Here is a 23,203-nt window from a genome sequence, read left to right as displayed (position 1 = left end):
CGAGCCCCCAGACCCCCAGCCGGCGGGGCTTCGCCCCCGGACCCCCCGTAGGTTTCCCGGCCGGGAAGTGGGGGCGGGAAATGCGCCGGGGGCTATAGCCGGTTCAGCAGTTCGGCTTTCTTGGATTGGAACTCTTCTGCGGTGAGGATGCCCGCCGCGTGCAAGTCGGCGAGTTTGGCTATCTGTGCCAGGACGTCTTGTCGAGGTGCTTGTGCGGGCGTTGTGGCGTTGCGCACCGCGTCGCGGAGGGCGTCGGTGAAAGCGGGGAGATCGTCGACGTCGCTCAAGGCCAGGAAACGCACCGGTGTGACGGCGATCATGCCCACGTGGCCGTCGAAGCTCGCTCGGGTGGCTCGCGGCAGAGGCTCCTCGTCGGTGCGGCGCCGCCGATCACAGGAACTCGCGGAGGCTCGGGTTCGGTCTTTCGGCGGACCGGGAGCACTCACCAGTTGAGACACGTCAAGACCGCGTGTCGTGCGCAATGCCGCGGCGTGTCGTAGGGCTCAAACGACTGTGGCCGCCCTCCCGGCAGGAGTAGCGGCCACAGTCGGCGTTGGTGCTTTAGAGGCGGCTCTGGAGAGCCTCTGCTGCCGCCAGTAGATCGGCGGCCCAGCGAGCTCCCGGCCGGCGGCCCATGCGGTCGATCGGGCCCGAGACGGAGACCGCTGCCACGACCGCGCCCGAGGAGTCGCGGACCGGGGCTGAGACCGATGCCACGCCTGGTTCTCGTTCGGCCACGCTCTGGGCCCAGCCACGGCGGCGGACTTCCAGGAGCGTGCGTTCGCCGTAGACGGCGTCGGCGAGGACGGCGCGTTGGGTGCCTGGGTCCGACCACGCGGCAAGGACTTTGGCGCCCGAGCCGGCGGTCATGGGGAGCCTCGCGCCGATGGGCACCGTGTCGCGCAGGCCGGAAGGCGGTTCGGCCGAGGAGACGCAGACGCGTTGCATGCCGTCGCGGCGGTACAGCTGCACGCTTTCGCCCGTGATGTCGCGCAGGCGTGGCAGTACTGAGGAAGCCGCGTCCAGCAACGGGTCCGTCGCACCGCCTGCCAGTTCGGCGAGCGCGGCGCCAGGACGCCAGCGGCCGTCAGAGCCTCGGCGCAGCAACCGATGCACCTCGAGGCCCACGGCCAGGCGGTGCGCGGTCGCTCGTGGAAGGCCGGTGCGATTGCACAACTCGGCCAAGCCACACGGATCTTTTGCTACGGCGTTCAAGACGGCCACTGCCTTGTCCAGCACGCCGATCCCGCTATGCTGTCCCACAAGCCGATACTAACTTCCCAGACAGTGAGAAGTCCAGATCTGTCGGCACGTCCATGATGTGGGAGATGTCGCGATGAGTCGCACGCTCGCGGAGAAGGTGTGGGAGGCACACGTTGTGCGCCACGGCAGTGGTGCGGAGCCGGACCTCCTTTACATCGACCTCCATCTGCTCCACGAAGTCACCAGTCCTCAGGCGTTCGACGGGTTGCGTCTCGCCGGGCGCGGGCTGAGGAGGGCCGATCTCACGATCGCCACCGAGGACCACAACGTCCCCACCGTCGACATCGACAAGCCGATCGCGGACCTCGTGTCGCGCACGCAGGTCGAGACGCTTCGCCGCAACTGCGCGGAGTTCGGCGTGCGCCTGCACCCGATGGGTGATGTGGAGCAGGGCATCGTCCACGTGGTGGGCCCGCAGCTCGGTCTTACGCAGCCCGGCATGACCGTTGTGTGCGGCGACAGTCACACGTCCACGCACGGCGCGTTCGGCGCGCTGGCGTTCGGCATCGGCACGTCCGAGGTGGAACACGTGATGGCGACGCAGACGTTGCCGTTGCGTCCGTTCAAGACGATGGCGATCACCGTCGACGGCGACCTGGGTCCCGGCGTCACGGCGAAGGACATCATTCTCGCGGTCATCGCGAAGATCGGAACCGGTGGCGGACAGGGCTATGTGCTCGAGTACCGCGGCCGCGCCATCGAGAACCTGTCGATGGAAGCGCGCATGACGGTCTGCAACATGTCGATCGAGGCGGGCGCGCGCGCCGGCATGATCGCACCGGACGAGACGACTTTCGACTACATCAAGGGGCGCCCGCACGCACCGTCCGGCGCGGACTGGGACGCGGCCGTCGAATACTGGAAGACGCTGCGCACCGACGACGACGCGTCGTTCGACGCCGAGGTGCACATCGACGCGAACGTGCTGACGCCGTTCGTCACGTGGGGCACGAACCCCGGGCAGGGTCTGCCGCTCGGCGCGAACATCCCCGACCCCGAGGCGATCGCGGACGAGAACGAGCGCGTGGCCGCCGAGAAGGCGCTGACGTACATGGGCCTCGAGCCCGGCACGCCGCTGCGCGACATCCGCGTGGACACGGTGTTCCTCGGCTCCTGCACGAACGGGCGCATCGAGGACCTGCGGGCCGCCGCGGACGTCATCAAGGGGAAGCACGTCGCTTCAGGAGTACGGATGCTGGTCGTGCCCGGTTCGATGCGGGTGCGCAAACAGGCGGAGGACGAGGGCCTGGACAAGGTCTTCCTCGACGCGGGCGCCGAGTGGCGGCAGGCCGGCTGCTCGATGTGCCTTGGCATGAACCCGGATCAGCTCGCGCCGGGTGAGCGCAGCGCGTCGACCTCCAACCGCAACTTCGAGGGCAGGCAGGGCAAGGGCGGCCGGACGCACCTCGTGTCACCGCTCGTCGCCGCCGCCACGGCCGTGCGCGGCACCCTCTCGGCCCCCGCAGACCTGGAGAACTGACCATGGATGCCTTCACCACCCACACGGGCGTCGGTGTGCCGCTGCGCAGGTCCAACGTGGACACCGACCAGATCATCCCGGCCGTCTACCTCAAGCGCGTGACCCGCACCGGGTTCGAGGACGGGCTCTTCGCCGCCTGGCGTTCCGACGAGCACTTCATCCTCAACCAGGAGCCGTTCAAGTCGGGCAGCGTCCTCGTTGCGGGCCCTGACTTCGGCACCGGGTCCTCTCGGGAACACGCCGTCTGGGCGTTGATGGACTACGGCTTCCGCGTCGTCGTGTCGTCCCGCTTCGCCGACATCTTCCGGGGCAACTCGGGCAAGCAGGGTCTCGTGGCGGCGCAGTGCAGCCAGTCCGATGTCGAGCTGCTGTGGAAGTTGCTCGAGTCGGAACCCGGCACGCCGGTCACCGTGGACCTCACCGACAAGACCGTTCGCGCCAAGGACTTGGTTGCCCCGTTCGAGATCGACGACTACACCCGCTGGCGCCTTCTCGAAGGCCTCGACGACATCGCTTTGACGCTGCGCCACGAGGCCGAGATCAGCGGATTCGAGGGCAATCGCCAGACTTGGTTGCCCACAACGGATCCGCTTCCGGCGGTCTGAGAAGGGGCCGGATTCTCCCCTTCAGCGGGGCGAATCCGGCGCCTCCTGTCCCTCGAAGGGGCGCAATTAGCCACGCCACAACGAAAAATTTGGCGTGGCGATTGGTATTTCTCGCGATTTGGGCCTACCGTTGCGTTCTAGTCGGCCCGACGCTAGGGCCGTGAGCGTCCTGGGAGGGACTGGAAGTGAACAAGGCCCAGCTCATCGAGGCGCTCGCCGAGCGCCTCGGAGACAAGAAGACCGCCGGTGCTGCAGTTGACGGTCTCGTCGATGTGATCGTGCGAAGCGTCAACAAGGGCGAGAAAGTCAACATCACGGGCTTCGGCGTCTTCGAGAAGCGCGCCCGTGCGGCTCGCACCGCGCGCAACCCGCGCACGGGCGAGACCGTGAAGGTCAAGAAGACCAACGTGCCCGCGTTCCGCCCCGGCTCGACGTTCAAGGACGTCATCAGCGGCGCGAAGAAGCTGCCGAAGGCCGTTGCGGCCAAGGCTGCCGCGAAGCCCGCCGCCGCTGCGGCCGCGAAGCCCGCTGCTGCCAAGGCTCCGGCCACTCGGGCGACGACGACGCGCGCCACCACCACGACGCGCACCCGCACGGCCGCGGCCGCCACCAAGGCGCCCGCGACCCGTCGCACCACCACGGCCGCTGCCGCGAAGCCCGCTGCAGCAGCCAAGGCGCCCGCGAAGGCGACCGCCACGAAGACCGCCGCCAAGCCGGCAGCGAAGGCGACCGCGGCCAAGAAGCCCGCTGCCGCCAAGACGACGGCTGCGGCGAAGCCCGCCGCGAAGACCACGGCCGCCAAGGCGCCCGCGGCTCGCAAGACGGCTGCCAAGAAGAAGTGAGACGGGCCTCCTCTCAGTAGGAGGCTGCGCCACTTCAAGAACCACGCGGAAGGCCCCGGTGTGCGCACACCGGGGCCTTCCGCGTGTCCGGGTTCTGGGGTTGCTTGCCCTGGCTGGGAGGCGTGGCGGAGGCCTGGGGAAGGCGCTGGCACGCCTGGGAAGCGGCCGGGGGCGGCCGGGAAGGTCAAGTGGGGCAGGGGAGGCGCGGCACGCCTGGGGCGGCTGTTCGGTCCGCGTTCCGGGGTCGGGCCGTGGGGCCTCGGGAAGGCGCTGACATACCTGGGAAGCGTCGGCGGGTGCGGCGAGAAGCCTGTGACCTGCTTGGAAGGCGGCTGACAGGCGTTCGCGGCGGATGTTCCCGGCTGGTCTGGGAGGCGTAGCGCGGGCCTCGGGAAGGCGCTGGCACGCCTGGGAAGCGGCTGAGGGTGACCGGGAAGGTCATGCGTGGCAGGAGAGGCGCCGCACGCCTGAGCTGCCGTTCCGCCCGGCGCTCCGGACGGCGCTGCTGCGGGTTTCGGCGTAAGTCGCTGATATGCCTGGAATGCCGCGACAAGCGCCGGAAGAAGCCCCTGACCTGCTTGGAAGGCAGCGGACCGGTGTTCGCGGCGCGGGCGTGACGCGGACGCCTCGGCCGCCGACATAGACGTAAACGGGAACGCGTGACCCTGCTCCGGAAACGTCCAATGGCGGTCCGCCAAGCGTCCCGGTCGTACCCTCGCCACTAGTGAGACGGCCAGAAATTTGCCGGGGTCTGCGCTTTTCCGTGAAGTCCCCGAGGGCGTTCCCGCGACGTCCCGGACCGGGTCCCGGGAACGCCTGTCACCCCAATAGAAATAACGCCGCCACGCCTGCGAACACCTCCCTCACAAGCGAAACCGCCGCCTCTCCACCCGACTTGGTTGCCAGAGGCGAACTTTTGTCGAGCCGGAGAGACGGCGGCTGAAAACGTCTGCAGGCACCCCTCAGGGGCGGGGCAGCGGCGAGGCCAGGTAGTGCGCCGACACCAGCGTTGGCCAGCGCGAAGGTGAGTCCGAAGTGGACCAGGTGCCGAACGGCCTGGTGAAGGCCAGCACCCACACGCTGCCCTTCTTGCAGGGGTACTCGTCGAGCCGCAGCCCGCCCATTTCGGCCAGCGACTGCACCACGGACGGGATCACGCCGCCCTGCGAGCACACGACGGCCCGGTCCTCCTGCGCGGCCACCTCCAGCAGTCGCACGAGGCCGGCGTCCGGGTCGGGCCAGTAGCCCTCCTCGGACAGTCGCGCTTCCTCGACGATGTCGACGGAAAGGTCCTCGGCCACGCCTCGCACGGTGTCCACGCAACGGACCCTGGGCGCCGTGTGGACGCGGGCGGGTGCCCACAGGGGCAACAGCGACCGCAGTGCCGAGGCTTGCTTCCAGCCTGCGTCGGACAGCGGGCGGAGATCGTCGTCGTCGTTCCACTCGGACCGCTTGCCCGCCTTCGCGTGCCGCACCAGCAACACCAGCAACAGGTCCGCGGGCAGCCGGCCGAACTCCGCCAGCACGGTCCGGTCGTGGGAGTACGTCAGCAGGGAGGAGGCGTCGGCGATCGGCAGCCAGCGCAACGAGTCGACCTCGTCGTTGGCCGTGAACGAACCGGAGACGGCCTCCGCGGCGTAGTAGTCGACGGTCTTCGCGTCGCCTCCGACCGTGTAGGAAATCTGCTTCAGGAACCGTCCCAGCACGCACGAGTACCCGGTTTCCTCCAGGACCTCACGCGCCGCGCAGGCGGGGATCGTCTCGCCGCGATCCAGTTTTCCTTTCGGCAGGGACCAGTCGTCATAACGCTGGCGGTGCACGACCGCGATTTCGACGTCACCGTCGGCCTCGCGCCAGAGCACCGCCCCAGCAGCTTTGATCACCCAAGAGCTCCGTGCTTGTGCAGCAGATCCATCTGATGGTCGCGCACCGACGAACCGTCGGACGGCGATGCTTCCCATTCTCCGTCAGAACGCAGCACCCAGCAGCGCGTCTGCGGGTCGAGCGCCGAGGTGAAGACGTCCGCCAGCTGTGCGGCCAGGCGGGGGCTGATGACGCGCACGGCCACCTCGACGCGGCGGTCCAGGTTGCGGTGCATCATGTCCGCGCTGCCGATCCAGTACTCGTCGGAGGCGACGAAGTGGAAGATCCGCGAGTGCTCCAGGAAGCGGCCGAGGATCGAGCGCACCTTGATGTTCTCGGACAGGCCCTTGATGCCCGGCTTCAGGCCGCAGATGCCGCGCACGATCACGTCGACGGGCACGCCCGCCTGTGATGCCCGGTACAGCGCGTCGATGACCTGCTCGTCCACGAGCGAGTTCACCTTGATCCGCACGCCGGACGGCTCACCCGCCTGTGCGCGCTCGATCTCCAGGTTGATCCGGTCCACGATGCCCTTGCGGACGCCGTAGGGCGCGACCATCAGCGAGCGGTACTCGTCCTGGCGCGCGTAGCCGGTCAGCACGTTGAACAGATCCGTGAGGTCCGCGCCGATCGTCGGCTCGGCGGTCAGGATGCCGACGTCCTCGTACAGCCGCGCGGTCTTCGGGTTGTAGTTGCCGGTGCCGATGTGGCAGTAGCGCCGGATCGTCGAACCCTCCTGGCGCACGACCAACGACGTCTTGCAGTGCGTCTTGAGGCCCACCAGGCCGTAGACGACGTGCACGCCCGCCTTCTCCAGCGTGCGGGCCCACTTGATGTTCGCCTGCTCGTCGAAGCGCGCCTTGATCTCCACCAGCGCGACGACCTGCTTGCCCGCCTCGGCCGCGTCGATCAGCGCGTCCACGATGGGCGAGTCGCCGGAGGTGCGGTACAGCGTCTGCTTGATGGCGAGCACGTGCGGGTCGGCGGCCGCCTGTTCGATGAACCGCTGCACCGACGTGGAGAACGAGTCGTACGGGTGGTGCACGAGGACGTCGCCCTCGCGCAGCGTCGCGAAAACGCTCTTCGGCGTCTCGCGCTCACCGAACGCCGGGTGCGTCGCCGGCACGAACGCCGGGTCCTTCAACGTCTTGCGGTCGATGCCGTAGAGCTGCCACAGGCACGACAGATCGAGCAGGCCGGGCACCGTGACGACGTCGTGCGGATCGACCTCCATCTCCCGCAGCAGCAGTTCGAGCATGTGCTCGGTCATGTCGTCGGCGACCTCGAGACGCACCGGCGGGCCGAACCGGCGCCGCGCGAGCTCGCGTTCCAACGCCTGCAACAGGTCCTCGTCACGGTCCTCTTCGACCTCGAGGTCCGCGTTGCGCGTCACGCGGAACGCGTGGCACTCGATGACCTCCATGCCGGTGAACAGCTCGCCCAGGTGCGCGGCGATGAGTTCCTCCAGCGGCAGGAAAGTCGCGGAGGAGGACGAACGGTCCGCCTCCACCCGCACCAGCCGCGGCACGTTGTCCGGCACCTTCACGCGGGCGAACCGCTCACCGCCGCCCTCGGGGTCGCGCACGGTCACCGCGAGGTTCAGCGAGAGCCCGGAGATGTAAGGGAACGGGTGCGCCGGGTCCACCGCCAGTGGCGTGAGGACCGGGAAGACCTGCTCGCTGAAGTAGTTGGAGAGCCGCAAACGGTCGTAGTCCGTGAGGTCGCCCCACGTCACGATGCTGATCCGGTGCTCTTCCAGCCCGGGCCGGATGTGGTCGAGGAACGCGCGGGCGTGCTGCTCGACGAGTTCCTGCGAGCGCTTGGAGATCGACTGGAGCTGTTCGAGCGGCGTGAGCCCGTCCGCGCTGCGCACCGTGAGACCGGTCTCCGCACGCCGCTTCAGCCCCGCGACCCGGACCATGTAGAACTCGTCCAGGTTCGAGGCGAAGATCGCGAGGAACTTCGCGCGCTCCAGCAGCGGCTGCGAGGAGTCCTCCGCCAGCGCCAGCACGCGGGCGTTGAAGTCCAACCAGGACAGTTCACGGTTGAAATACCGGTCGTCCGGCAGGTCGGTGGGCAGGACGCTCGACGTCACCGCGGGTGGTGCGGAGGGAACACCTCGCACCGGCGTCGCGATCGGCTGGGTCGGCTGGGTCTTCCGCCGCGGTGGGTTGGAGGCCCGCCTGGTAGCCGCGCGAGGCTGCTTCTGCGGGGTCGCCGCCGCCTTGCTGCGCGTTGAGCGGCGTCGGGAGGGGTTCGCCTTGTCGTCGCTGTCGTCCGTGCTCACGCCCCGCATTGTTCCGCACTATCGCCGGAAGCGCCCCCAAGCAGGACATCCGTCTGGTGAACTCCTCGTCACAGAACAGGCATGCGCACGGCGGTGATGACCCCGTCAGGATTACGTTCGAGGGTCACCCGCTGACCCGGACGCAGCATCCGCCAGCCACCCGCCGTGACCGCGGTCGCGCTCACATCGAGCAGAACGCCGTCATCTCGGAGGACGGTCGCGGAACCGTCGCTGTTGAACGTGGACACCGTCGCCTGCACGAAGCAGAAGCTTAGTGCTGTGCCCGCAATCCTCGCCGTCCGCATCCGGCGCTCAGCAGGGCACCTCGCGTCACCGACCCCCGCCCCCTATATGCCCGATATGAGGGGCGGGGGTCGGTGACGCGATGCACCCGTCTGCGCGTCGAATGCGGACGGCGAGGGTTAGCGGGCACAGCACTAGACGTTCGGACCTAACCGTCTCGATCGGCGCGCTGCCAGGGTCGATCCATGAAGGTTATTGCCACGATCACTGCGGCGACCCTGTTGGCCTTCACCACGGCAGGACTGGCATCGGCGGCGGCGGCCGAGCCCAGGACTCCCGAGGTGGACAAACCACGACTGCAGGCGGCGGCCAAGAACGTCCGCCTGAAGGCCTCACTTCCCGGCACCGAACGGGCCATCTCGATCGCGTTCGCCCAGTACGGGCCTCGCGACGTGGCGTTCGTGAGCATGGAGACCGGGCTGAAGACGTTCGACGTCACCGATCTGGACCAGCCGAAGCTCCTCGACCACCTCACCAAGGAGGAGATGGCGCTGCCGGGCGACGACCCGACGAAGCGCTTCTGGGAGAACGAGGACATCAACGTCGACCCCAAGCGCAAGCTCGCCTTCCTGGCGCGTGAGGTCAACTCGTTCGGGCGCGCCCTGCCGGGTGACCGGCCGACCGGCAACTACATCGTGTCCGCTGTGGACCCGAGCGATCTCAAGATACTGAGCTTCCACCGGCAGAACACCGGCCACACCAGCACCTGCATCAACGACTGTTCCTACCTGTGGACGGCCGGACTGGACAGGTCGGACGCCAAGACCGGGCGGATCTTCGTCACCGACATCCGCGATCCGAAGACGCCGAAGGAACTCCCGGTCTCGGTCGACATCCGCGGCAAAGCGGGCGAAGGCAAGATCACGCACGACGTCCAGGTCGACGCCCAGGGCGTCGCGTGGGTCGCCGGCGACGACGGCACCCGCGGCTACTACACGCAGGGCTGGCACCGCGACCCGTTGAGCGGCAAGTACCGCGAGGCGAAGGCGTGGGACCCGGTCCCGTACGCGGGCGGCACCGTGCCGAAGGCGGACATGCCGACCTCGTTCACGCACAACTCGTTCCGCCCGATCGGCCGCACGCTCGACGACGGACCGCGTCCCACGCGGGAGAACCCGCCGGGCTCGCTGCTGCTGCACACCGAGGAGGCGTTCGGTTCGCCCACCTGCAAGACCGAGGGCCGGTTCGTCATCTCCTCACTGCAGGGCACGCACAACGGTGAGGGCTGGGGCGAGACGCCCAAGGAGATGAGGACGGTCGGAATCTGGAGCCCGGACGACCAGGAGGGCACGATCCCCGGCAACGTCACGTGCTCCGCGCACTACTTCGACGTGCAAAAGAGGATCGTGGCCTACTCCTGGTACAACCAGGGAACCCGGTTCCTGGACATCTCGAACCCGGCCAAGCCGATCCAGATCGGCTACTGGCGACCGGACACCGCGACCTCGTGGGCGCCGTACTGGCACCGCAACACCGTCTTCGTCGCCGACATCTCGCGCGGCGTCGAGATCCTCCAGCTGGAGAAGGGCGCTTACGACGCGCAGGCGAGCGGTACGCCCGTGACGCTCACCGCGCACTACGCGAAGGAACTGGCCAGGGAGAGCGACCGGGAACCCGTGCCGCTCGCCCCGAACCCGTTCTACGGCTGGGCCTGCCCGATGGTCGCGAGCCGCGACGACTCGGACTGCGGCGTGGGAGCCTGCGGCGCACCCTGCTGAGCCACCTTCTGCTGGGCCACGCCCGCCTTGACGGCGGCCTGAGCGCGCTGGCGGGTGATCACGCGTCGGCCGAGGTTGATCATCGGGATCTCCACGGTCACGTAGAGAACACTCGCCAGCGCCAATCCCAGCGCTGTGACCACTGCGGATTGTCCGAGACCCGACATCGCGGGCCAGAAGAACCAGATGATCGTCGCGGCGATCGTCTGCACCAGGTAAAGCGAGTACGAGCGCTCACCGACGAACTGCATCGGCTTCGTGGACAGGAAAGTCGTGGCCGGTCCAGGCGCGATCAGAGCGGTGAGCAGCACTGCCGTCGCGACCGCGTACACCGGGACGACCAGCACGTGACCAGGAATTCCGTTGGTCCCGTCGAGGAATCCGGCGATCGGCTTCACGCTCAGGTGGACCGCGATGAATCCAATCGAGACGATCACCTGCGCGACCGGACTCGTGAGCGGCCGCAACAGCGCGAATGCGCGCGGGCTGTGCAACGCGATGGCGACCAGGACGCCGGTCAGGATCGAGAAGTAGTGCAACGGCCAGCCGGGGTTGCTGTGCGAGCTGGTGAAGTTGACGATCACGAGCGCGAGCAGCATGCCGAGGGCGGCGGCACCGGCGCGGCGCCTGAGCACGACGGTGCCCAGCGCGATCGCCACCAGGGGCCAGACCAGGTAGAACTTCTGCTCGATGCCCAGCGACCAGGACTGTCCGTACGGGCTGGCGCCGGCGAACTCGTTGGTGAACGTCAGGAAGTACTTGAGCGCGGGCCCGATCCCGTTGCTGACGAACGTGCCGTACAGCGCCGAGCCGACCGCGGTGACCAGCAGGAGCACGAAGTAGACGGGCAGAATCCGGAACGCCCGCCGCAGGTAGAACTCCTTGAGCGAGATCTCGCCGGTGCGACGTTCCTCGCGCAGCATCAGCGTGGTGATCAGGAATCCGCTGAGGACGAAGAACATCTGGACACCCGCCCAGCCCTGCAGCCAATCCGGGCCCCCGTAGTGGAAGAACACCACCAGCACCGCGGCAATGGCCCGAAGGCCGTCAAGAGCGGGAAAGCGGCGCAACGCCAGGTAGTCGGCGTGCGTCAACAACTTCATGCAGGTACACCTCGGGGCAGCGCGTCGGGGAAAACGACGTCGGGGGATACGTCGTCATGAGGGGATACGGATGTAAAGGTGCTGGGGTTTCCCGTTACGTTGCTCGGAACAACCTTTTCGTGTTGTTCGTCACGGCGTTAACAGGTGGGGAGCGGCGAAAGTGAAGACAGCGGCGCGGACGAGGCCACCCGCCATCCCTGCTGCGTCAGCGCTCCGCCGTGCACTTCGAGCCAGTAGGCACCTTCGGTCGTGTGCATGGTCGCGCCGCTGCGCATGTCCGTGACGTACGAGGACTCGGACTGCCAGGACACGAAGTCGCCGCTGACCCGCGGGAACACGATGCCTTCCGTCCTGGCCGCGGACTTGATCCCGGCGAGCTCGCGCGGTTCGGCCCAGCCCTCACGCCAGCCGTGCAAGGCATCATCCTGCGTCCACACGACCGTGCGGCCGTCCGACGCCACGCTCTCACCGGGCTTGGCGTTCGTCAGCTGCTCGGGCAACGCGTCGACCGCGCGGAACTTCCCGTCCTGCAGCCAGATGACCGCGTCACCGAGGAAGGCAGGGGACGAACCCCGGCCCACGACCTTGTCCTTCTTCTTGGCGAGGTCGTAGACGTGCACGCCCTTGCTGTCCGACCAGGCGGCTTTGCCGTTGTGCACCACGGCACCGGCGCCGCCGATCCGCACGGGCGCGCCGTCGTCGCGGGCGTCCCACGCGTAGGTGGTCGTGGTGCGGTCGGCAGGGCTCGGGCTGGTGGAGAAGGTCACCCAGCGACCGTCGAACTCGACACCGAAGAGCTGCGCGTCGTTCTGCACCGCCATCACCTGCTGGCGCTTCTTGCTGTCACGCAGCACGAGTTCGGTGGTCCGGTTGCGCGTGGTCTTCACCAGCGTCGCGTCGCCGTTCTCGTTGGCGCCGACGACCGTGACCTGTTCGTGCGAGCCTGCTTCTGTTCTGTCGCGCGACAGCCGGTCCTTCCAGTCCTGGGGCAGGTCGACGCGGCACGACGTGAGCTTGCTCGGTGTCGTGTAGTCGGAAGGTCGGTCGATCGGTACAACGGCGACACAGCCGGCGATGGCCGTGACAGCCGCCAGCGCGATGAGCGCTCGCATCAGTCTCCCAAGTCGTGATCACCCCGGTGACCCGGAAGACGCGTGACGACTGCTCAGGTTGTCCAGGCGGGCAAAGCGTTCGCGGTGTGCACGCCGAGACCGAGCGTGAGAGCGAGGCGCAGATCTTCTTCCGTGTCCACGTCACAGCGCAGCGACGGCCACGGTCCGAGCAGCGCGACGGCACCGGAAATCCGGTGATGCCCGGCCGATCCGACGCCGAACCGCGGATCCAGCGCACCGCCGGGAGCCGCGAGCAACAACGTCGTGCCGGTGCCCTGTCGGTCCGGGACGAACGCGCGCCGTCCGCCGGCCGCTTCGAGCGCGGCCTGGAGTTCTGCCGACCGCAGCGCGGGCAGGTCGGCCTGGAGCGCGCCGATGCGCCCCGACCCCAACGTGCGGGCGCCGTGCCGCAACGCCTCGTTGAGTCCGGGCTCGGCGGGCTCCGGCAGCGACTCGACACCCAATGCGGCCATTTCGGACGCCACCGCCGGGTCCGATGTGATCGTCACCACGCGGCGGACGCCGGGCGTGGCGAGAGCGGCGCTCACCGTGTCCATGGCGAGCGCGAGCGCCAGCGCCGCGTGTGACACCGGATCTCCGCCGGTGGCGCTGGTCAGCCTGGTCTTCGCCCTGCCGAGCGTCTTGACCGGGACCACGAGGTCGACTTCGTCTCGCACCTCGTCATAGTCCACGATCTGGCGACTACTGTGCTCATGGGCGCAGGTTCGTGCAGGTCCGGGAGTGAGGAGAGGGTCCACGTGGCCAAGGAGAAGGGCGGCTTCTGGGTCGGGGTCGCCGCGGCGATCGTCTATCCCATGTCGTTCGTGCTGGGCAGGCACCGGATCCTGCACGGCGACCGCATCCCGCGCGAGGGATCGGCGCTGCTGGTGATGAACCACATCTCGCACCTCGACCCGTGCTACGACGCCGTGTTCGTGCACCGCAGCGACCGGGTGCCGCACTTCCTCGCCAAGCACAGCCTGTGGAACGTGCCGATCATGGGTTCGATCCTGAAGGGCGCGAAGCAGATCCCGGTCTACCGGGGCACCTCGGACGCGCAGCAGAGTCTGCGGGCGGCGCACGAGGCGCTGGAGACCGGTCAGGTCGTGGTGATCTACCCGGAGGGCACCATCACCAAGGACCCGGACGGCTGGCCCGCGAACTCCCGCACCGGCGTGGCACGGCTCGCGCTGCAGCACGACGGCCCGGTCATCCCGGTCGCCCGCTGGGGCACCCTCGATCTTTACAACCACTACCAGAAGAAGTTCCGGCCGTTCCCCCGCAAGACGATCACGCATTCCGTCGGCGAGCCGATCGATCTGTCCGCCTACCGCGGCAAGGAGGAGAGCCTTCCGTTGCTGCGCGAGGTCACCGACCTGCTGATGAACCACGTGAAGGCCCAGCTCGCCGAGGTCCGCCAGCAGCCGGCGCCCGAAGGCTTCTACGGACCGAGGAAGGCCTGACCATGGCGATCGAACGTGTTGCGGTGCTCGGCGCCGGTTCGTGGGGCACGACGTTCGCGAAGGTCATCGCGGACTCGGGTCCCGAGGTCGTGCTGTGGGCGCGGCGTCAGGACGTCGCATCGGAGATCACCGAGACCCGCGTGAACGCCGGCTACCTGCCAGGCATCTCGTTGCCCGGCAACCTGGCGGCCACCTCCGACCCGGCGAAGGCGCTGGACGGGGCGGACGCGGTGGTGCTGGCGGTGCCGTCGCAGACGTTGCGGGTGAACCTGTCGGCGTGGAAGGAACTGCTGCCGCCGGACGCGACCCTGGTGTCGCTGTCCAAGGGTGTCGAGCTCGGCACCCTGAAGCGGATGAGCGAGGTGATCCGCGAGGTCGCCGGCGTCGACGAGTCGCAGGTGGCCGTGGTGTCCGGGCCGAACCTGGCCAAGGAGATCGCCGTCGGGCAGCCGACCGCGACCGTCATCGCGTGCACGGACCACGACCGCGCGGTCGACCTGCAGCACGCGTGCTCGAACTCGTACTTCCGCCCGTACACCAACACCGACGTGGTCGGCTGCGAGCTGGGCGGGGCGTGCAAGAACGTCATCGCGCTGGCGTGCGGCATGGCGGCCGGCATGGGCTACGGCGACAACACGATGGCGTCGATCATCACCCGCGGCCTGGCCGAGACCGCTCGTCTCGGCGCGGCCCTGGGTGCGGACCCGCTGACGTTCGCTGGCCTGGCCGGGCTCGGCGACCTCGTGGCGACCTGCGCGTCGCCGTTGTCGCGCAACCGGTCCTTCGGCGAACGGCTCGGCAAGGGCGAGACGCTCGCGCAGGCCCAGGAAGCCGCGCACGGGCAGGTCGCCGAGGGCGTGAAGTCCTGCTCGTCGATCCGCGAGCTCGCGGCCGCGCACGGCGTCGACATGCCGATCACCGAAGGTGTCCACCAGGTCTGCCACGACGGGCTGAGCGTGCGCGACCTCGGTGCCGCGCTGCTGGGCCGCGACCGGAAGCACGAGCGCCAGTGACCGAGCTGGGTGACGGCACGCGGGTCGTGCACGCGGTTTCGGGTGCGCCGGGCGAGCCGTTCGGCGCACAGCCGGTGTTCGCGTCGGCGTTCCACTTGGGCGGGCAGGACTACTACGGCCGTGCGGGCAACCCGACCTGGCGGTCGCTGGAGGCCGCGCTGGGTTCGCTCGAGGGCGGCGAGTGCGTCGTCTTCCCGTCCGGGATGGCGGCGATCTCCACGTTGCTGCGGGTCGTGCTGTCCACTGGGGACACTCTGGTGGTGCCGTCGGACGGCTACTTCCTGACCCGCAAGTTCGTGTCCGAAATGGACGTGAACGTGGTCGAGGTGCCCACGAGCGGACCGTATCCGTCCTTCGACGGGGTGAAGCTGGTCCTGCTGGAGACGCCGTCGAACCCCGGCCTGGACGTGTGCGACATCGCGGACCTCGCCGCTCAGGTGCATGCCGCGGGCGCGTTGCTGGCCGTGGACAACACGACCGCGACGCCGTTGGGGCAGCGGCCGCTGGAGCTCGGCGCGGACATCGTGGTCGCGTCCGACACCAAGGCCGTCGCCGGCCACAGCGATGTCCTTTTCGGACACGTGACGGTGGCTTCTCCCGAGCTGGCCGCTCGGGTGCGCGACTCGCGGACGTTGAACGGCGCGATCCCCGGGCCGTTCGAGACGTGGCTCGCGTTGCGCGGCCTGGGAACCTTGGACCTGCGACTCGCGCGGCAGGCGGAGAACGCGGCGGCGATACACGCGCTGCTGAAGGGCCGGGTCGACGGGCTGCGCTGGCCCGGCGCGCCGGAAGACCCCGCGTACCTGGTGGCGGCGCAGCAGATGCGGCGGTTCAACGGCGTGCTGACGTTCGAGCTGGAATCGGTCGCGGCGGTGGAGAAGTTCCTGTCGCGCTCGAAGCTGGTGTCGGCGGCGACGTCGTTCGGCGGCCTGCACTCCACGGCCGACCGGCGGGCGCAGTTCGGCGACCCGGTGCCCGAGGGCCTGGTGCGTTTCTCGGCCGGCTGTGAGGACACCCGGGACCTGGTCGCGGACGTGTCCCACGCCTTGGGACTGGATTGACGGAGGGTCCCGGTTCCGGGACCCTCTCCCGCATGTCCTTCACTGCTCTGTGTTGTACCTGGCGATAGTCCCGCGTCCTCTTTTTCGCGCATTCGCCATGGTTAGGACTGTTTCTCCGATGTTCGCCGTTCCCGAGAACAGCACCGTTCTGCCTGAAAACACCGCGCTCCTGCACCCCGTCCGGGTGGCTTTGGCGTGGGCGGCCGACCGCGACCGCTGGAAGCACCTGCTCCGGTACGACCCGGAAGAGCGCTTCTCGGCGTTGGTCGACAAGACCGACGACCAGGAGATCTGGCTGATGAGCTGGCTCCCCGGTCAGACCGCGTCGCTGCACGACCACGACACCACCTCCGGCGCGTTCACGGTCGTGAGCGGCCTTCTGACCGAGGTGGTGACCACGCGCATCCAGGTCGTGCACTCACTTCACGCCGGTCAGTCGCGCGTGTGGGGGCCCGGCTACGTGCACCAGGTGCGCAACGACGGCGTCGATCCAGCCGTGTCGCTCCACGTGTACCGCCACGGCACACGCGCCATGACCCCCTACCACTACGACCCGGTCAACGGCCCCGTGCGCTGACGTGCGGCGGGATGGCCTTGTCCGTCTCGTGCGGCACCGGCGCACCCCACGACTGGACGAGCGGCATGTGCCCGGCCCACACCAGGTTGGCTTCGAGGTCCGCCGGCTCCTCGCCAGGCCCGCCGTCCCGCACCTTGACGCTCGCCTCGGTGAGGTCGATCTCCAGCGCGGCGGTCTGCGCGAGCTCCTTCTTGGACGGCCGGCGCGCGTAGTCCCAGCTGCCGGGCGTGACGTGCTCGACGATCGTGCGCAGCGCGTGCTCGGCGTCCTCGGCGATCTCGGCCGTGCCGTGGATGATCGCCGACCGGTAGTTCATCGAGTGGTGGAACACCGACCGCGAGTAGACGACGCCGTCCACGAGCGTGACCGCCACGCAAACCTGCTTGCCTTCCAGCATGCTCCTGATGGACCGTGAGCCCGTCGACCCGTGCAGGAAGATGCGGTTGCCGTCCCGCCCGTACGCGGTGGGGATGAGGAACGGTGCCCCGTCGACCTCCACGGCGAGATGGCAGACCAGGCCCGCGTCGAGGATGTCGTAGAGCACCTGGCGGTCTTCGACGGCTCGCTTCTTGCCGCGGACGACGGTGCTGCGCGGGGTGGGGGAGAGCTGCGTTTCAGCGGTCATGCTCCTACTGTGCCGCCAGAAGTGGCATCATTGAAGCGCCAGTATCCGTCGATTTGAGAAGGCCACTTTGGCTGGTCAGGCACGGCGGACCGCGTCCAACGCCGACTGCCACGGGTACGAGTCCATTGCTTGACCACCGGTCCGCGGCGGATGAGGCTCGAAACCACCTTCACCGAACAGCACCGTCACCCCGGACGCACGCAGCTCTTCCACACTGCGCAGGAACGGGCGGTTGTTCGCGAGCGCGGTGTTCACGAACGGCAGCACGGCGATCGGCAGGCCGAGCCCGGTCAGCTCCGCGAGTTGGGTCAGCACGTAGGTGTCGGCGATCCCAGCCGCCCACTTGTTGATCGTGTTGTAGGTGGCGGGTGCGACCACAACGGCGGTGGCTTTGGGCAACCCCGGCTGTCCAGCGCGCTGATGACCGGTGCGCACCGGGTGGCCGCTCAGGTCTTCCAGCGCCGCGAGGTCGAGGAAGTGGTCGACTGCTGCCGGCGTGGCCACGCACCACACGTCCCAGCCGTCCGCCTGCGCGAGCTTCACCATGCGGTCGATGTGGCCAGCTGGGCCGGCACCGCAGATCATCAGGTGCAGAACAGGTGCACTCACGCTTCAACTCCCGCGCGTCCGGCCATCTGACGCACCAGCCGTGCCGGTTCACCAGTGGTGGTGTTCAGCAACGACCGAAGCAGACCGTGCGCCAGCGGGCGGCATCGGACCTCTTCCGGTGCTGTTTGTTCGGCTTTGCCCAGCATCCGTGCGGCCTGGCGGTAGTTGCCGACGCTGATGTGGGCTTTGGTGAGGTCGAGCAGGTAGTTGGACTGGCGTTCCACCGAGAGCGTCGCCACGGCCCAGGGGCTGATGGTCTTCGCGAATTCGAGTGCCTGGCCGCATTCGTGCAGCCGGACGAGCGCCGAGACGCGGTGGATCAGGGTGTTGGCCACGCCGAAGCACGTGTGGTGGTCGTCGTGGTGCGGCTCGAACCGCTGGGCCGCGTCGATCGCCGCTTCGTGCATGCCGTCCGCGAGCGCGCGGTCCTCCTGACCGGCTGCCGTGATCGACGCGGCCAGGTAGAGCATGCCCTGCAGCGCCAGGAGTTCGGCTGGGTTGGCGCGCACCTCCCCGCGCATCCGGTCTGCCATCGCGACCAGGGTGACGATGGCCTGCGGATGCTGGTGGATGCTCGTCATGGCGCGCGCCACACTGCGAGTCGCGCGTGCCAGCGACCACGTGTCGTCGATCCCCATCGCTGTGTGCATCGCCCGGTCGGCGGCCAGCCAGGCCAAGTCGTTCGACTCGAACTTGAGCAGCATCGATGACGCCAGGCGGTTGGCGGTCACGAGGATTCGCCGAGTCGCCACCAGACCCGCGTCCGAGGCCGCTTGGGTCGCGACGTAGGCATCGGCCATGAGCGACGGCAGGTTCCGTGCCACGACGGTGAAGCGCGACATGGCCCATGCATGGTCCAAGTAGGACGCTTGGCGGGTGAGTCGGGCCAGGTCGATGGTCACGTGGGCATCAGGTGAGAGACCTGGATACGTGGCGAGCGCGGCGCGAATGGCCAGGACTTCGCTCGCGTCGACGCACTGCCGTGTGCGTTGGTCCCGGTTGTTGTCGGTGAGCACGGCCGGGTCGATGCTCAGTGCGTCTGCCACTCGTTCGATGACCGGCAACCGCGCGAGTTCGCGTTCGCCGGACTCGATCTTGTCCAGCCACGACACCGAACGCCCGACCATGTCGGCGAACTGCCGGCGAGGCAGCTTGCGCCGCTCGCGCCAATAGCGGACGCGGGCGCCGATGCGTTCGGCGCTTTCCTCCATGTTTCGACCATAGCGACCTGAACCTCACACATTCTGTCCAAGCTCTCACTCGGAATCGTGCCTAGCTTCAGAGCCGTGATCTCGCCGTACATCACCGCCTGGACCGCGGAGCAGGACCTTCCGAACCGGATCGTGCAGCGCCGCGGCATCGGCTACGCCACTGAACTCCAGACGGACCGTGACCTCAACGGAGTGCTGTGGCAGCAGACACCGCAGCGTCAGGGATCGGGTCGGCCCGAGTTCGGAAGGGCGCACCCGCTGCGCCAGCGACGAGCGATGGAGCTGCTGCTTTGTCAGGTCTGCGGTGGCCCCGCGAGCCGGACCGGCGACGGCGTCCTGTGGCTGCACCGGGACCATCGCGACGACTGGCCTGGATGGCCGGAGGGCATGGCGTCGGTGGAACCGCCTGTGTGTGCGTCATGCGTGGCGGTCTCGTTGCGGCACTGTCCTGCGCTTCGGAAGGGCGCTGTCGCCGTCAGCGTCCGCGACTTCCCGATCGCCGGGGTGCGAGGTCTGCTCCACCGGCCAGGTGTCTGGGCACCAGCGCCGGTCAGCGTCGTGAACATGGCGTACGAAGATCCAGCTGTTCGATGGGTCCAGGCTTCGGCGTTGGTTCGCGAACTGCGCGGTTGCACTCTGGTCGAGTTCGAGGAGCTTGCCGGCGCGGTGGCGTAACCCCGCGTCTGCGTGCAGCCCATCCGCCTGGCAAGCTCGGAACCGTGGCTGAGACCGCGCTCCCCGTCGCACTCGACCGCGAGTCGCCGGAACCACTCGCCGTCCAGCTGGCCGACGCCCTCCGCTCCGCCGCCTCCGAGGGCAGGCTGCGCGCGGGCGACCGTCTTCCGTCCACACGGGCGTTGGCCGAGAGCCTTCAAGTCTCCCGCACGGTCACCGCCGCCGCCTACGAACAACTCCACGCGGAAGGCTGGATCGCGGGCCGCCACGGTTCTGGCACCTACGTCACGACGACGCCGCCCGGCCCGTTGCGCAAACGTTCGCGCAAGCCCGTCGTGCCCGCCATCACCGACTTCGTCGACCTGGGCACCGGCGCGCCGTGGGCGAGCGGCCTCGACCGCGCGGCCTGGCGGAGGGCGTGGCGGGCGGCGGCCGACACGCCGCCGTTGTTCCGTCCCGAACGCGCCGGGCTGCCCGACTACCGCGAGGCCATCGCCGAACACCTGCTGCGCCACCGCGGGCTGGCCGTCAACGCCGACCCCGTCCTGGCGACCGGCGGCACCACGGCCGTGCTGACCGAGATCGCGGTCGCGGTGCTCAAGCGCGGCGACGCCGTGGCCGTCGAGGAGCCCGGCTACCAGCGTGCGGTGGGTGTCTTCCGCGCCGCCGGCCTCAAGGTCGTGCAGGCGGCCGTCGACGCGGAAGGGCTGCTCCCGGACGCCGTGCCGGCCGGAGTGAAGGCCGTCTACTGCTCGCCCGCCCACCAGTACCCGCTCGGCGGGCGCATGTCGGCCGGGCGCAGGGTCGCGCTGGTCGAGCGCGCGAGAAGAGACGGCTGGCTGGTCATCGAGGACGACTACGACGGCGAGCTCCGATATGACGTGGCACCGCTGCCGTCGCTGGCCGCGCTGGCCCCGGACGTCGTGGTCCACCTCGGCACCACGAGCAAGATCCTCACCCCGACGCTGGGCGCGGGCTGGATGGTCGCCCCCGAGCACATCGCCACGGCCGTGCTCGAACACCGGGACCTGACCGGCACCAGCCCGGCGGCCGCGGGACAGCGGGTCGTCGTCGAGCTGGCCCGCATGGGCGATCTCGGCCGGCACCTGCGCAAGCTGCGGCGCGAGCTGTCCGAACGGCGTGCGCTCATCATCGACACGTTCGCCGACGCCGGCATCAAGGTGCTCGGCGACGACGCGGGCGCGCACGTCGTCGTGTTGCTGCCCAGCGCGGAACAGGAGCGCGAGCTCATGAGGCTGGCTCTCGAACGCGGCCTGCGGGTCGACGGGCTGGCGCGGCACTACGTGAACCGGGCCAAGCTGCACGGGCTCGTCATCGGGTACAGCGCGTGCTCGAGAGAACAGTTGGTCAACGCCCTGCCCGTCCTCACAGAACTGCTGACGTCATGACATTCGTACCCGACGACTTCGAGGTCCCGCGCGAGCTCACCACCGAGTCGTTCCGCCTGGAGCCTCTCGGCAACCTGGCCGACCTGCGCAGGCACGCCGACGACTTCGACCGGCGGGCCGGGTTCACCTGTTCGGTGCTCGCGGCGGACGAGGTGATCGGGTGCGTCTACATCTACCCGGCGCGCGACGATCACGCCGTGGCGAGCGTGCACTCCTGGGTGCGTGCCGACCGCGCTGACCTGGACAAGCCGCTCTACGACGTGGTTTCCGCCTGGCTTGCCGACGACTGGCCGTTTCCGGAGATCCGCTACGTGCCGCGACCTCGAACTGGCGGGTAGGCACAATCGCCCAAACGGGTAGGGTCGCCCGCATGACGCAGCGCAAGACGAGGGTGGCCGTGGTCTTCGGCGGCCGCAGTTCCGAGCACGAGGTCTCCTGCCAGTCCGCCAAGAGCGTCCTGCCCTACCTGGACGCGGACCGCTTCGAGGTGGTGCCGGTCGGCATCACGCCGCAGGGGCAGTGGGCGCTCGGCACGGACCCGAACGCGCTGGAATCAGGCGCGGGCAACCTCCCCACGCTGCGCAACAAGACCGACATCACCCCGGTCGAGCCGGGCGTCGCGCTCCAGGACGTGGACGTCGTCTTCCCGCTGCTGCACGGCGCGTGGGGCGAGGACGGCACGATCCAGGGTCTGCTCGAACTCGGTGGTCTCCCGTACGTCGGGCCGGGCGTGTTCGCGAGTGCCGCCGCCATGGACAAGGTCTTCGCCAAGAAGATCCTCGAGGCCGAAGGACTGCCGGTCGGCAAGTTCGTCGCGCTGGACCGGGCCGCCACCACGCTGACCCTCGACGAGCGCGAGCACCTCGGCCTGCCGGTGTTCGTGAAGCCGTCCCGCGCCGGGTCGTCGGTCGGCATCTCCAAGGTGAGCGACTGGGCGGACCTGGACGCCGCGATCTTCGAGGCGCGCCAGCACGACCCGAAGGTCATCATCGAGGCCGCCGTGCCCAACGTCCGCGAGATCGAACTCGCGGTGCTGGAGTTCCCGGACGGTCGCGTCGAGGCCTCGCTGCCCGCCGAACTGCGTCCGGTCGGCACGGGCGCCGACTGGTACGACTTCGAGGCCAAGTACGTCAACGACTCCTACGAGGCCGACATCCCCGCGAAGCTCGACGACGACATCACCGCGCAGCTGCGCGAGATGGCCGTCGTCGCGTTCAAGGCGCTCGACTGCCAGGGTCTGTCCAGGGTGGACTTCTTCCTCACCGAGCGGAACGAGCTCATCGTCAACGAGCTCAACACCATGCCCGGTTTCACGCCGATCTCCATGTACCCCAAGGCGTGGGAGGCGACCGGCATCGATTTCCCGACCCTGCTGACCACGTTGATCGAGACGGCGATCGCGCGCGGTTCAGGCCTTCGTTAGGGCGCGGTCTTGACCGGCTGCTTCGGCAGCAGGTCGCGCACCGTCGTCGAGATGTCCTGCAACGGTCCGGTGCCCGCGTCGTCGGGCACCGTCAGCGCCACGTACGCGTCGCGGTCCACGATCACCCACGTCGAGCTGCCGGAACCGGGCAGCTGCAACCACTGCACGTCGGAGATCACCCGCAGTTGCGAGGTCGCCGACAGCTCGGACGGCCTCGGCATCCCGCACCGCAGAACCACCGGATCGTGTTCGGCGTCACCCCACGCGACGGCGGCGGGCGGCGCGGGCGAGGCGAGCTCCCGGCGCGGCAGCATGTCCTTCCCGGACGGCAGCCCCACCGGCAGCTTCTCGACGAGGGACACGCACGTCGGTGAGCCCGCGTCCGGTGCGTCGATCGAGACCAGCGCGAGGGGACCCGTGCGACCGGGTACGTCCTGCGTCTGGTTTCCCGTGCCCAGCACTAGACCGAGCGTGGCGACACCGATGGCGAGCAGCACGGCGAGCCCGACCGCCGCGAGCAGCGGCCGGGACAGCGCCGACGTGGATTCCTGCTGAGTCACC

General features: G+C 68.8%; 24 protein-coding genes. 12 read left to right on the top strand and 12 right to left on the bottom strand.

All coding sequences use genetic code 11. From position 1 onward, the window contains the following. Positions 1–92: 92 nt before the first annotated feature. Both SK803_RS33945 and SK803_RS33940 read right to left on the bottom strand, forming a co-directional pair. Positions 93–320: an SHOCT domain-containing protein gene (locus SK803_RS33945; protein WP_319970271.1), complete on the bottom strand. Its 228-nt coding sequence runs from the start codon at positions 318–320 to the stop codon at positions 93–95. A 241-nt stretch (positions 321–561) separates the two neighbouring features. Continuing rightward, a complete protein-coding gene (locus SK803_RS33940; RefSeq protein ID WP_053736944.1) occupies positions 562–1,263 on the bottom strand; it encodes an IclR family transcriptional regulator in 702 nt (233 codons plus the stop codon). 73 nt (positions 1,264–1,336) lie between these two features. On the opposite strand from SK803_RS33940, the gene leuC reads away from it, so the two are divergent. The 3 genes from leuC to SK803_RS33925 all read left to right on the top strand — a co-directional run bounded on the left by leuC (position 1,337) and on the right by SK803_RS33925 (position 4,190). Next, the gene (gene leuC / locus SK803_RS33935; RefSeq protein ID WP_319970266.1) at positions 1,337–2,743 is read left to right on the top strand and encodes a 3-isopropylmalate dehydratase large subunit; all 1,407 of its coding nucleotides are present in this window, start codon (positions 1,337–1,339) and stop codon (positions 2,741–2,743) included. A 2-nt stretch (positions 2,744–2,745) separates the two neighbouring features. Continuing rightward, positions 2,746–3,348 carry a 3-isopropylmalate dehydratase small subunit gene (gene leuD, locus SK803_RS33930; RefSeq protein WP_319970265.1) on the top strand — a complete coding sequence of 201 codons (603 nt, stop codon included), beginning with the start codon at positions 2,746–2,748 and terminating at the stop codon, positions 3,346–3,348. Between the two features lie 185 nt (positions 3,349–3,533). Further along, on the top strand, positions 3,534–4,190 hold the full coding sequence (locus tag SK803_RS33925; protein WP_319970264.1) for an HU family DNA-binding protein: 657 nt from the start codon (positions 3,534–3,536) through the stop codon (positions 4,188–4,190). Positions 4,191–5,152: 962 nt separating this feature from the next. Here the strand turns inward: SK803_RS33925 and SK803_RS33920 are convergent. The 3 genes from SK803_RS33920 to SK803_RS33910 are packed head-to-tail and all read right to left on the bottom strand — an operon-like array spanning position 5,153 to position 8,600. Continuing rightward, positions 5,153–6,070, bottom strand: coding sequence for an NUDIX hydrolase (locus SK803_RS33920; RefSeq protein WP_319970270.1), 918 nt, complete (start codon positions 6,068–6,070; stop codon positions 5,153–5,155). After that, positions 6,070–8,349, bottom strand: a complete 2,280-nt coding sequence (locus SK803_RS33915) for an RNA degradosome polyphosphate kinase (RefSeq protein ID WP_319970263.1) — start codon at positions 8,347–8,349, stop codon at positions 6,070–6,072. Before SK803_RS33915 ends, SK803_RS33920 begins: the two co-directional genes overlap by 1 nt. A gap of 59 nt (positions 8,350–8,408) precedes the next feature. Beyond that, positions 8,409–8,600 carry a hypothetical protein gene (locus SK803_RS33910; protein ID WP_319970262.1) on the bottom strand — a complete coding sequence of 64 codons (192 nt, stop codon included), beginning with the start codon at positions 8,598–8,600 and terminating at the stop codon, positions 8,409–8,411. Positions 8,601–8,828: 228 nt separating this feature from the next. On the opposite strand from SK803_RS33910, the gene SK803_RS33905 reads away from it, so the two are divergent. Next, positions 8,829–10,361, top strand: coding sequence for an LVIVD repeat-containing protein (locus SK803_RS33905; protein ID WP_319970261.1), 1,533 nt, complete (start codon positions 8,829–8,831; stop codon positions 10,359–10,361). On the opposite strand, the gene SK803_RS33900 is transcribed toward SK803_RS33905, so the two are convergent. The 3 genes from SK803_RS33900 to cofC form a co-directional block, all read right to left on the bottom strand. Then, a complete protein-coding gene (locus tag SK803_RS33900) occupies positions 10,283–11,464 on the bottom strand; it encodes an acyltransferase family protein (RefSeq protein ID WP_319970260.1) in 1,182 nt (393 codons plus the stop codon). The genes SK803_RS33905 and SK803_RS33900 overlap by 79 nt on opposite strands. Before the next feature lie 137 nt (positions 11,465–11,601). Beyond that, entirely contained in the window at positions 11,602–12,576 is a 975-nt protein-coding gene (locus tag SK803_RS33895; protein WP_319970259.1) for a hypothetical protein, read from the bottom strand. A 53-nt stretch (positions 12,577–12,629) separates the two neighbouring features. After that, entirely contained in the window at positions 12,630–13,253 is a 624-nt protein-coding gene (cofC, locus tag SK803_RS33890) for a 2-phospho-L-lactate guanylyltransferase (protein ID WP_319970258.1), read from the bottom strand. Between the two features lie 36 nt (positions 13,254–13,289). Here cofC and SK803_RS33885 point away from each other — a divergent pair, with 36 nt between their 5' ends. The 4 genes from SK803_RS33885 to SK803_RS33870 all read left to right on the top strand — a co-directional run bounded on the left by SK803_RS33885 (position 13,290) and on the right by SK803_RS33870 (position 16,690). After that, on the top strand, positions 13,290–14,039 hold the full coding sequence (locus tag SK803_RS33885; protein WP_406601622.1) for a lysophospholipid acyltransferase family protein: 750 nt from the start codon (positions 13,290–13,292) through the stop codon (positions 14,037–14,039). Between the two features lie 2 nt (positions 14,040–14,041). Next, positions 14,042–15,052, top strand: coding sequence for an NAD(P)H-dependent glycerol-3-phosphate dehydrogenase (locus tag SK803_RS33880; RefSeq protein WP_319970257.1), 1,011 nt, complete (start codon positions 14,042–14,044; stop codon positions 15,050–15,052). After that, positions 15,049–16,113, top strand: a complete 1,065-nt coding sequence (locus tag SK803_RS33875) for a cystathionine gamma-lyase (protein WP_319970256.1) — start codon at positions 15,049–15,051, stop codon at positions 16,111–16,113. The genes SK803_RS33880 and SK803_RS33875 overlap by 4 nt, the downstream gene beginning before the upstream one ends. A gap of 118 nt (positions 16,114–16,231) precedes the next feature. Then, on the top strand, positions 16,232–16,690 hold the full coding sequence (locus SK803_RS33870; protein ID WP_319970255.1) for a cysteine dioxygenase: 459 nt from the start codon (positions 16,232–16,234) through the stop codon (positions 16,688–16,690). Here SK803_RS33870 and SK803_RS33865 read toward each other — a convergent pair. From SK803_RS33865 to SK803_RS33855, 3 genes are all read right to left on the bottom strand, one after another. Further along, positions 16,671–17,315, bottom strand: a complete 645-nt coding sequence (locus SK803_RS33865; RefSeq protein WP_319970254.1) for a pyridoxamine 5'-phosphate oxidase family protein — start codon at positions 17,313–17,315, stop codon at positions 16,671–16,673. The two genes, SK803_RS33870 and SK803_RS33865, sit on opposite strands and share 20 nt — an antisense overlap. Positions 17,316–17,390: 75 nt before the next feature. Then, a complete protein-coding gene (locus tag SK803_RS33860; protein ID WP_319970253.1) occupies positions 17,391–17,924 on the bottom strand; it encodes a flavoprotein in 534 nt (177 codons plus the stop codon). After that, on the bottom strand, positions 17,921–19,135 hold the full coding sequence (locus SK803_RS33855; protein WP_319970252.1) for a helix-turn-helix domain-containing protein: 1,215 nt from the start codon (positions 19,133–19,135) through the stop codon (positions 17,921–17,923). Before SK803_RS33855 ends, SK803_RS33860 begins: the two co-directional genes overlap by 4 nt. A gap of 57 nt (positions 19,136–19,192) precedes the next feature. Here SK803_RS33855 and SK803_RS33850 point away from each other — a divergent pair, with 57 nt between their 5' ends. Genes SK803_RS33850 through SK803_RS33835 form a run of 4 tightly spaced genes read left to right on the top strand, consistent with a single transcriptional unit; the run spans position 19,193 to position 22,642 of the window. Next, entirely contained in the window at positions 19,193–19,810 is a 618-nt protein-coding gene (locus tag SK803_RS33850; protein WP_319970251.1) for a hypothetical protein, read from the top strand. A 44-nt stretch (positions 19,811–19,854) separates the two neighbouring features. Continuing rightward, positions 19,855–21,219 carry a MocR-like pyridoxine biosynthesis transcription factor PdxR gene (gene pdxR / locus SK803_RS33845; RefSeq protein WP_319970250.1) on the top strand — a complete coding sequence of 455 codons (1,365 nt, stop codon included), beginning with the start codon at positions 19,855–19,857 and terminating at the stop codon, positions 21,217–21,219. Further along, positions 21,216–21,557, top strand: coding sequence for an N-acetyltransferase (locus SK803_RS33840; RefSeq protein ID WP_319970249.1), 342 nt, complete (start codon positions 21,216–21,218; stop codon positions 21,555–21,557). The genes pdxR and SK803_RS33840 overlap by 4 nt, the downstream gene beginning before the upstream one ends. 32 nt (positions 21,558–21,589) lie before the next feature. Beyond that, the gene (locus SK803_RS33835) at positions 21,590–22,642 is read left to right on the top strand and encodes a D-alanine--D-alanine ligase family protein (protein ID WP_319970248.1); all 1,053 of its coding nucleotides are present in this window, start codon (positions 21,590–21,592) and stop codon (positions 22,640–22,642) included. Here SK803_RS33835 and SK803_RS33830 read toward each other — a convergent pair. Continuing rightward, complete coding sequence (locus SK803_RS33830; protein WP_319970247.1) at positions 22,639–23,202, bottom strand: DUF3515 domain-containing protein; 564 nt, start codon at positions 23,200–23,202, stop codon at positions 22,639–22,641. The two genes, SK803_RS33835 and SK803_RS33830, sit on opposite strands and share 4 nt — an antisense overlap. Position 23,203 lies beyond the last annotated feature (1 nt).

The organism is Lentzea miocenica (genome assembly GCF_033949945.1).
GTDB classification, from domain to species: domain Bacteria; phylum Actinomycetota; class Actinomycetes; order Mycobacteriales; family Pseudonocardiaceae; genus Lentzea; species Lentzea miocenica.
The sequence above is the reverse complement of the archived record's forward strand: the minus strand, read 5'-3'. Positions and strand labels throughout refer to the sequence as shown.

Coding starts and splice junctions, on each gene's coding strand:
- SK803_RS33905 (WP_319970261.1), top strand. CDS start 8,829: ATGAAGGTTATTGCCACGATCACTGCGGCGACCCTGTTGGCCTTCACC.
- SK803_RS33885 (WP_406601622.1), top strand. CDS start 13,290: ATGGGCGCAGGTTCGTGCAGGTCCGGGAGTGAGGAGAGGGTCCACGTG.
- SK803_RS33880 (WP_319970257.1), top strand. CDS start 14,042: ATGGCGATCGAACGTGTTGCGGTGCTCGGCGCCGGTTCGTGGGGCACG.
- SK803_RS33835 (WP_319970248.1), top strand. CDS start 21,590: ATGACGCAGCGCAAGACGAGGGTGGCCGTGGTCTTCGGCGGCCGCAGT.
- SK803_RS33915 (WP_319970263.1), bottom strand. CDS start 8,349: ATGCGGGGCGTGAGCACGGACGACAGCGACGACAAGGCGAACCCCTCC.
- leuD (WP_319970265.1), top strand. CDS start 2,746: ATGGATGCCTTCACCACCCACACGGGCGTCGGTGTGCCGCTGCGCAGG.
- SK803_RS33855 (WP_319970252.1), bottom strand. CDS start 19,135: ATGGAGGAAAGCGCCGAACGCATCGGCGCCCGCGTCCGCTATTGGCGC.
- SK803_RS33895 (WP_319970259.1), bottom strand. CDS start 12,576: ATGCGAGCGCTCATCGCGCTGGCGGCTGTCACGGCCATCGCCGGCTGT.
- SK803_RS33945 (WP_319970271.1), bottom strand. CDS start 320: ATGATCGCCGTCACACCGGTGCGTTTCCTGGCCTTGAGCGACGTCGAC.
- SK803_RS33840 (WP_319970249.1), top strand. CDS start 21,216: ATGACATTCGTACCCGACGACTTCGAGGTCCCGCGCGAGCTCACCACC.
- SK803_RS33870 (WP_319970255.1), top strand. CDS start 16,232: ATGTTCGCCGTTCCCGAGAACAGCACCGTTCTGCCTGAAAACACCGCG.
- SK803_RS33900 (WP_319970260.1), bottom strand. CDS start 11,464: ATGAAGTTGTTGACGCACGCCGACTACCTGGCGTTGCGCCGCTTTCCC.
- SK803_RS33865 (WP_319970254.1), bottom strand. CDS start 17,315: ATGACCGCTGAAACGCAGCTCTCCCCCACCCCGCGCAGCACCGTCGTC.
- leuC (WP_319970266.1), top strand. CDS start 1,337: ATGAGTCGCACGCTCGCGGAGAAGGTGTGGGAGGCACACGTTGTGCGC.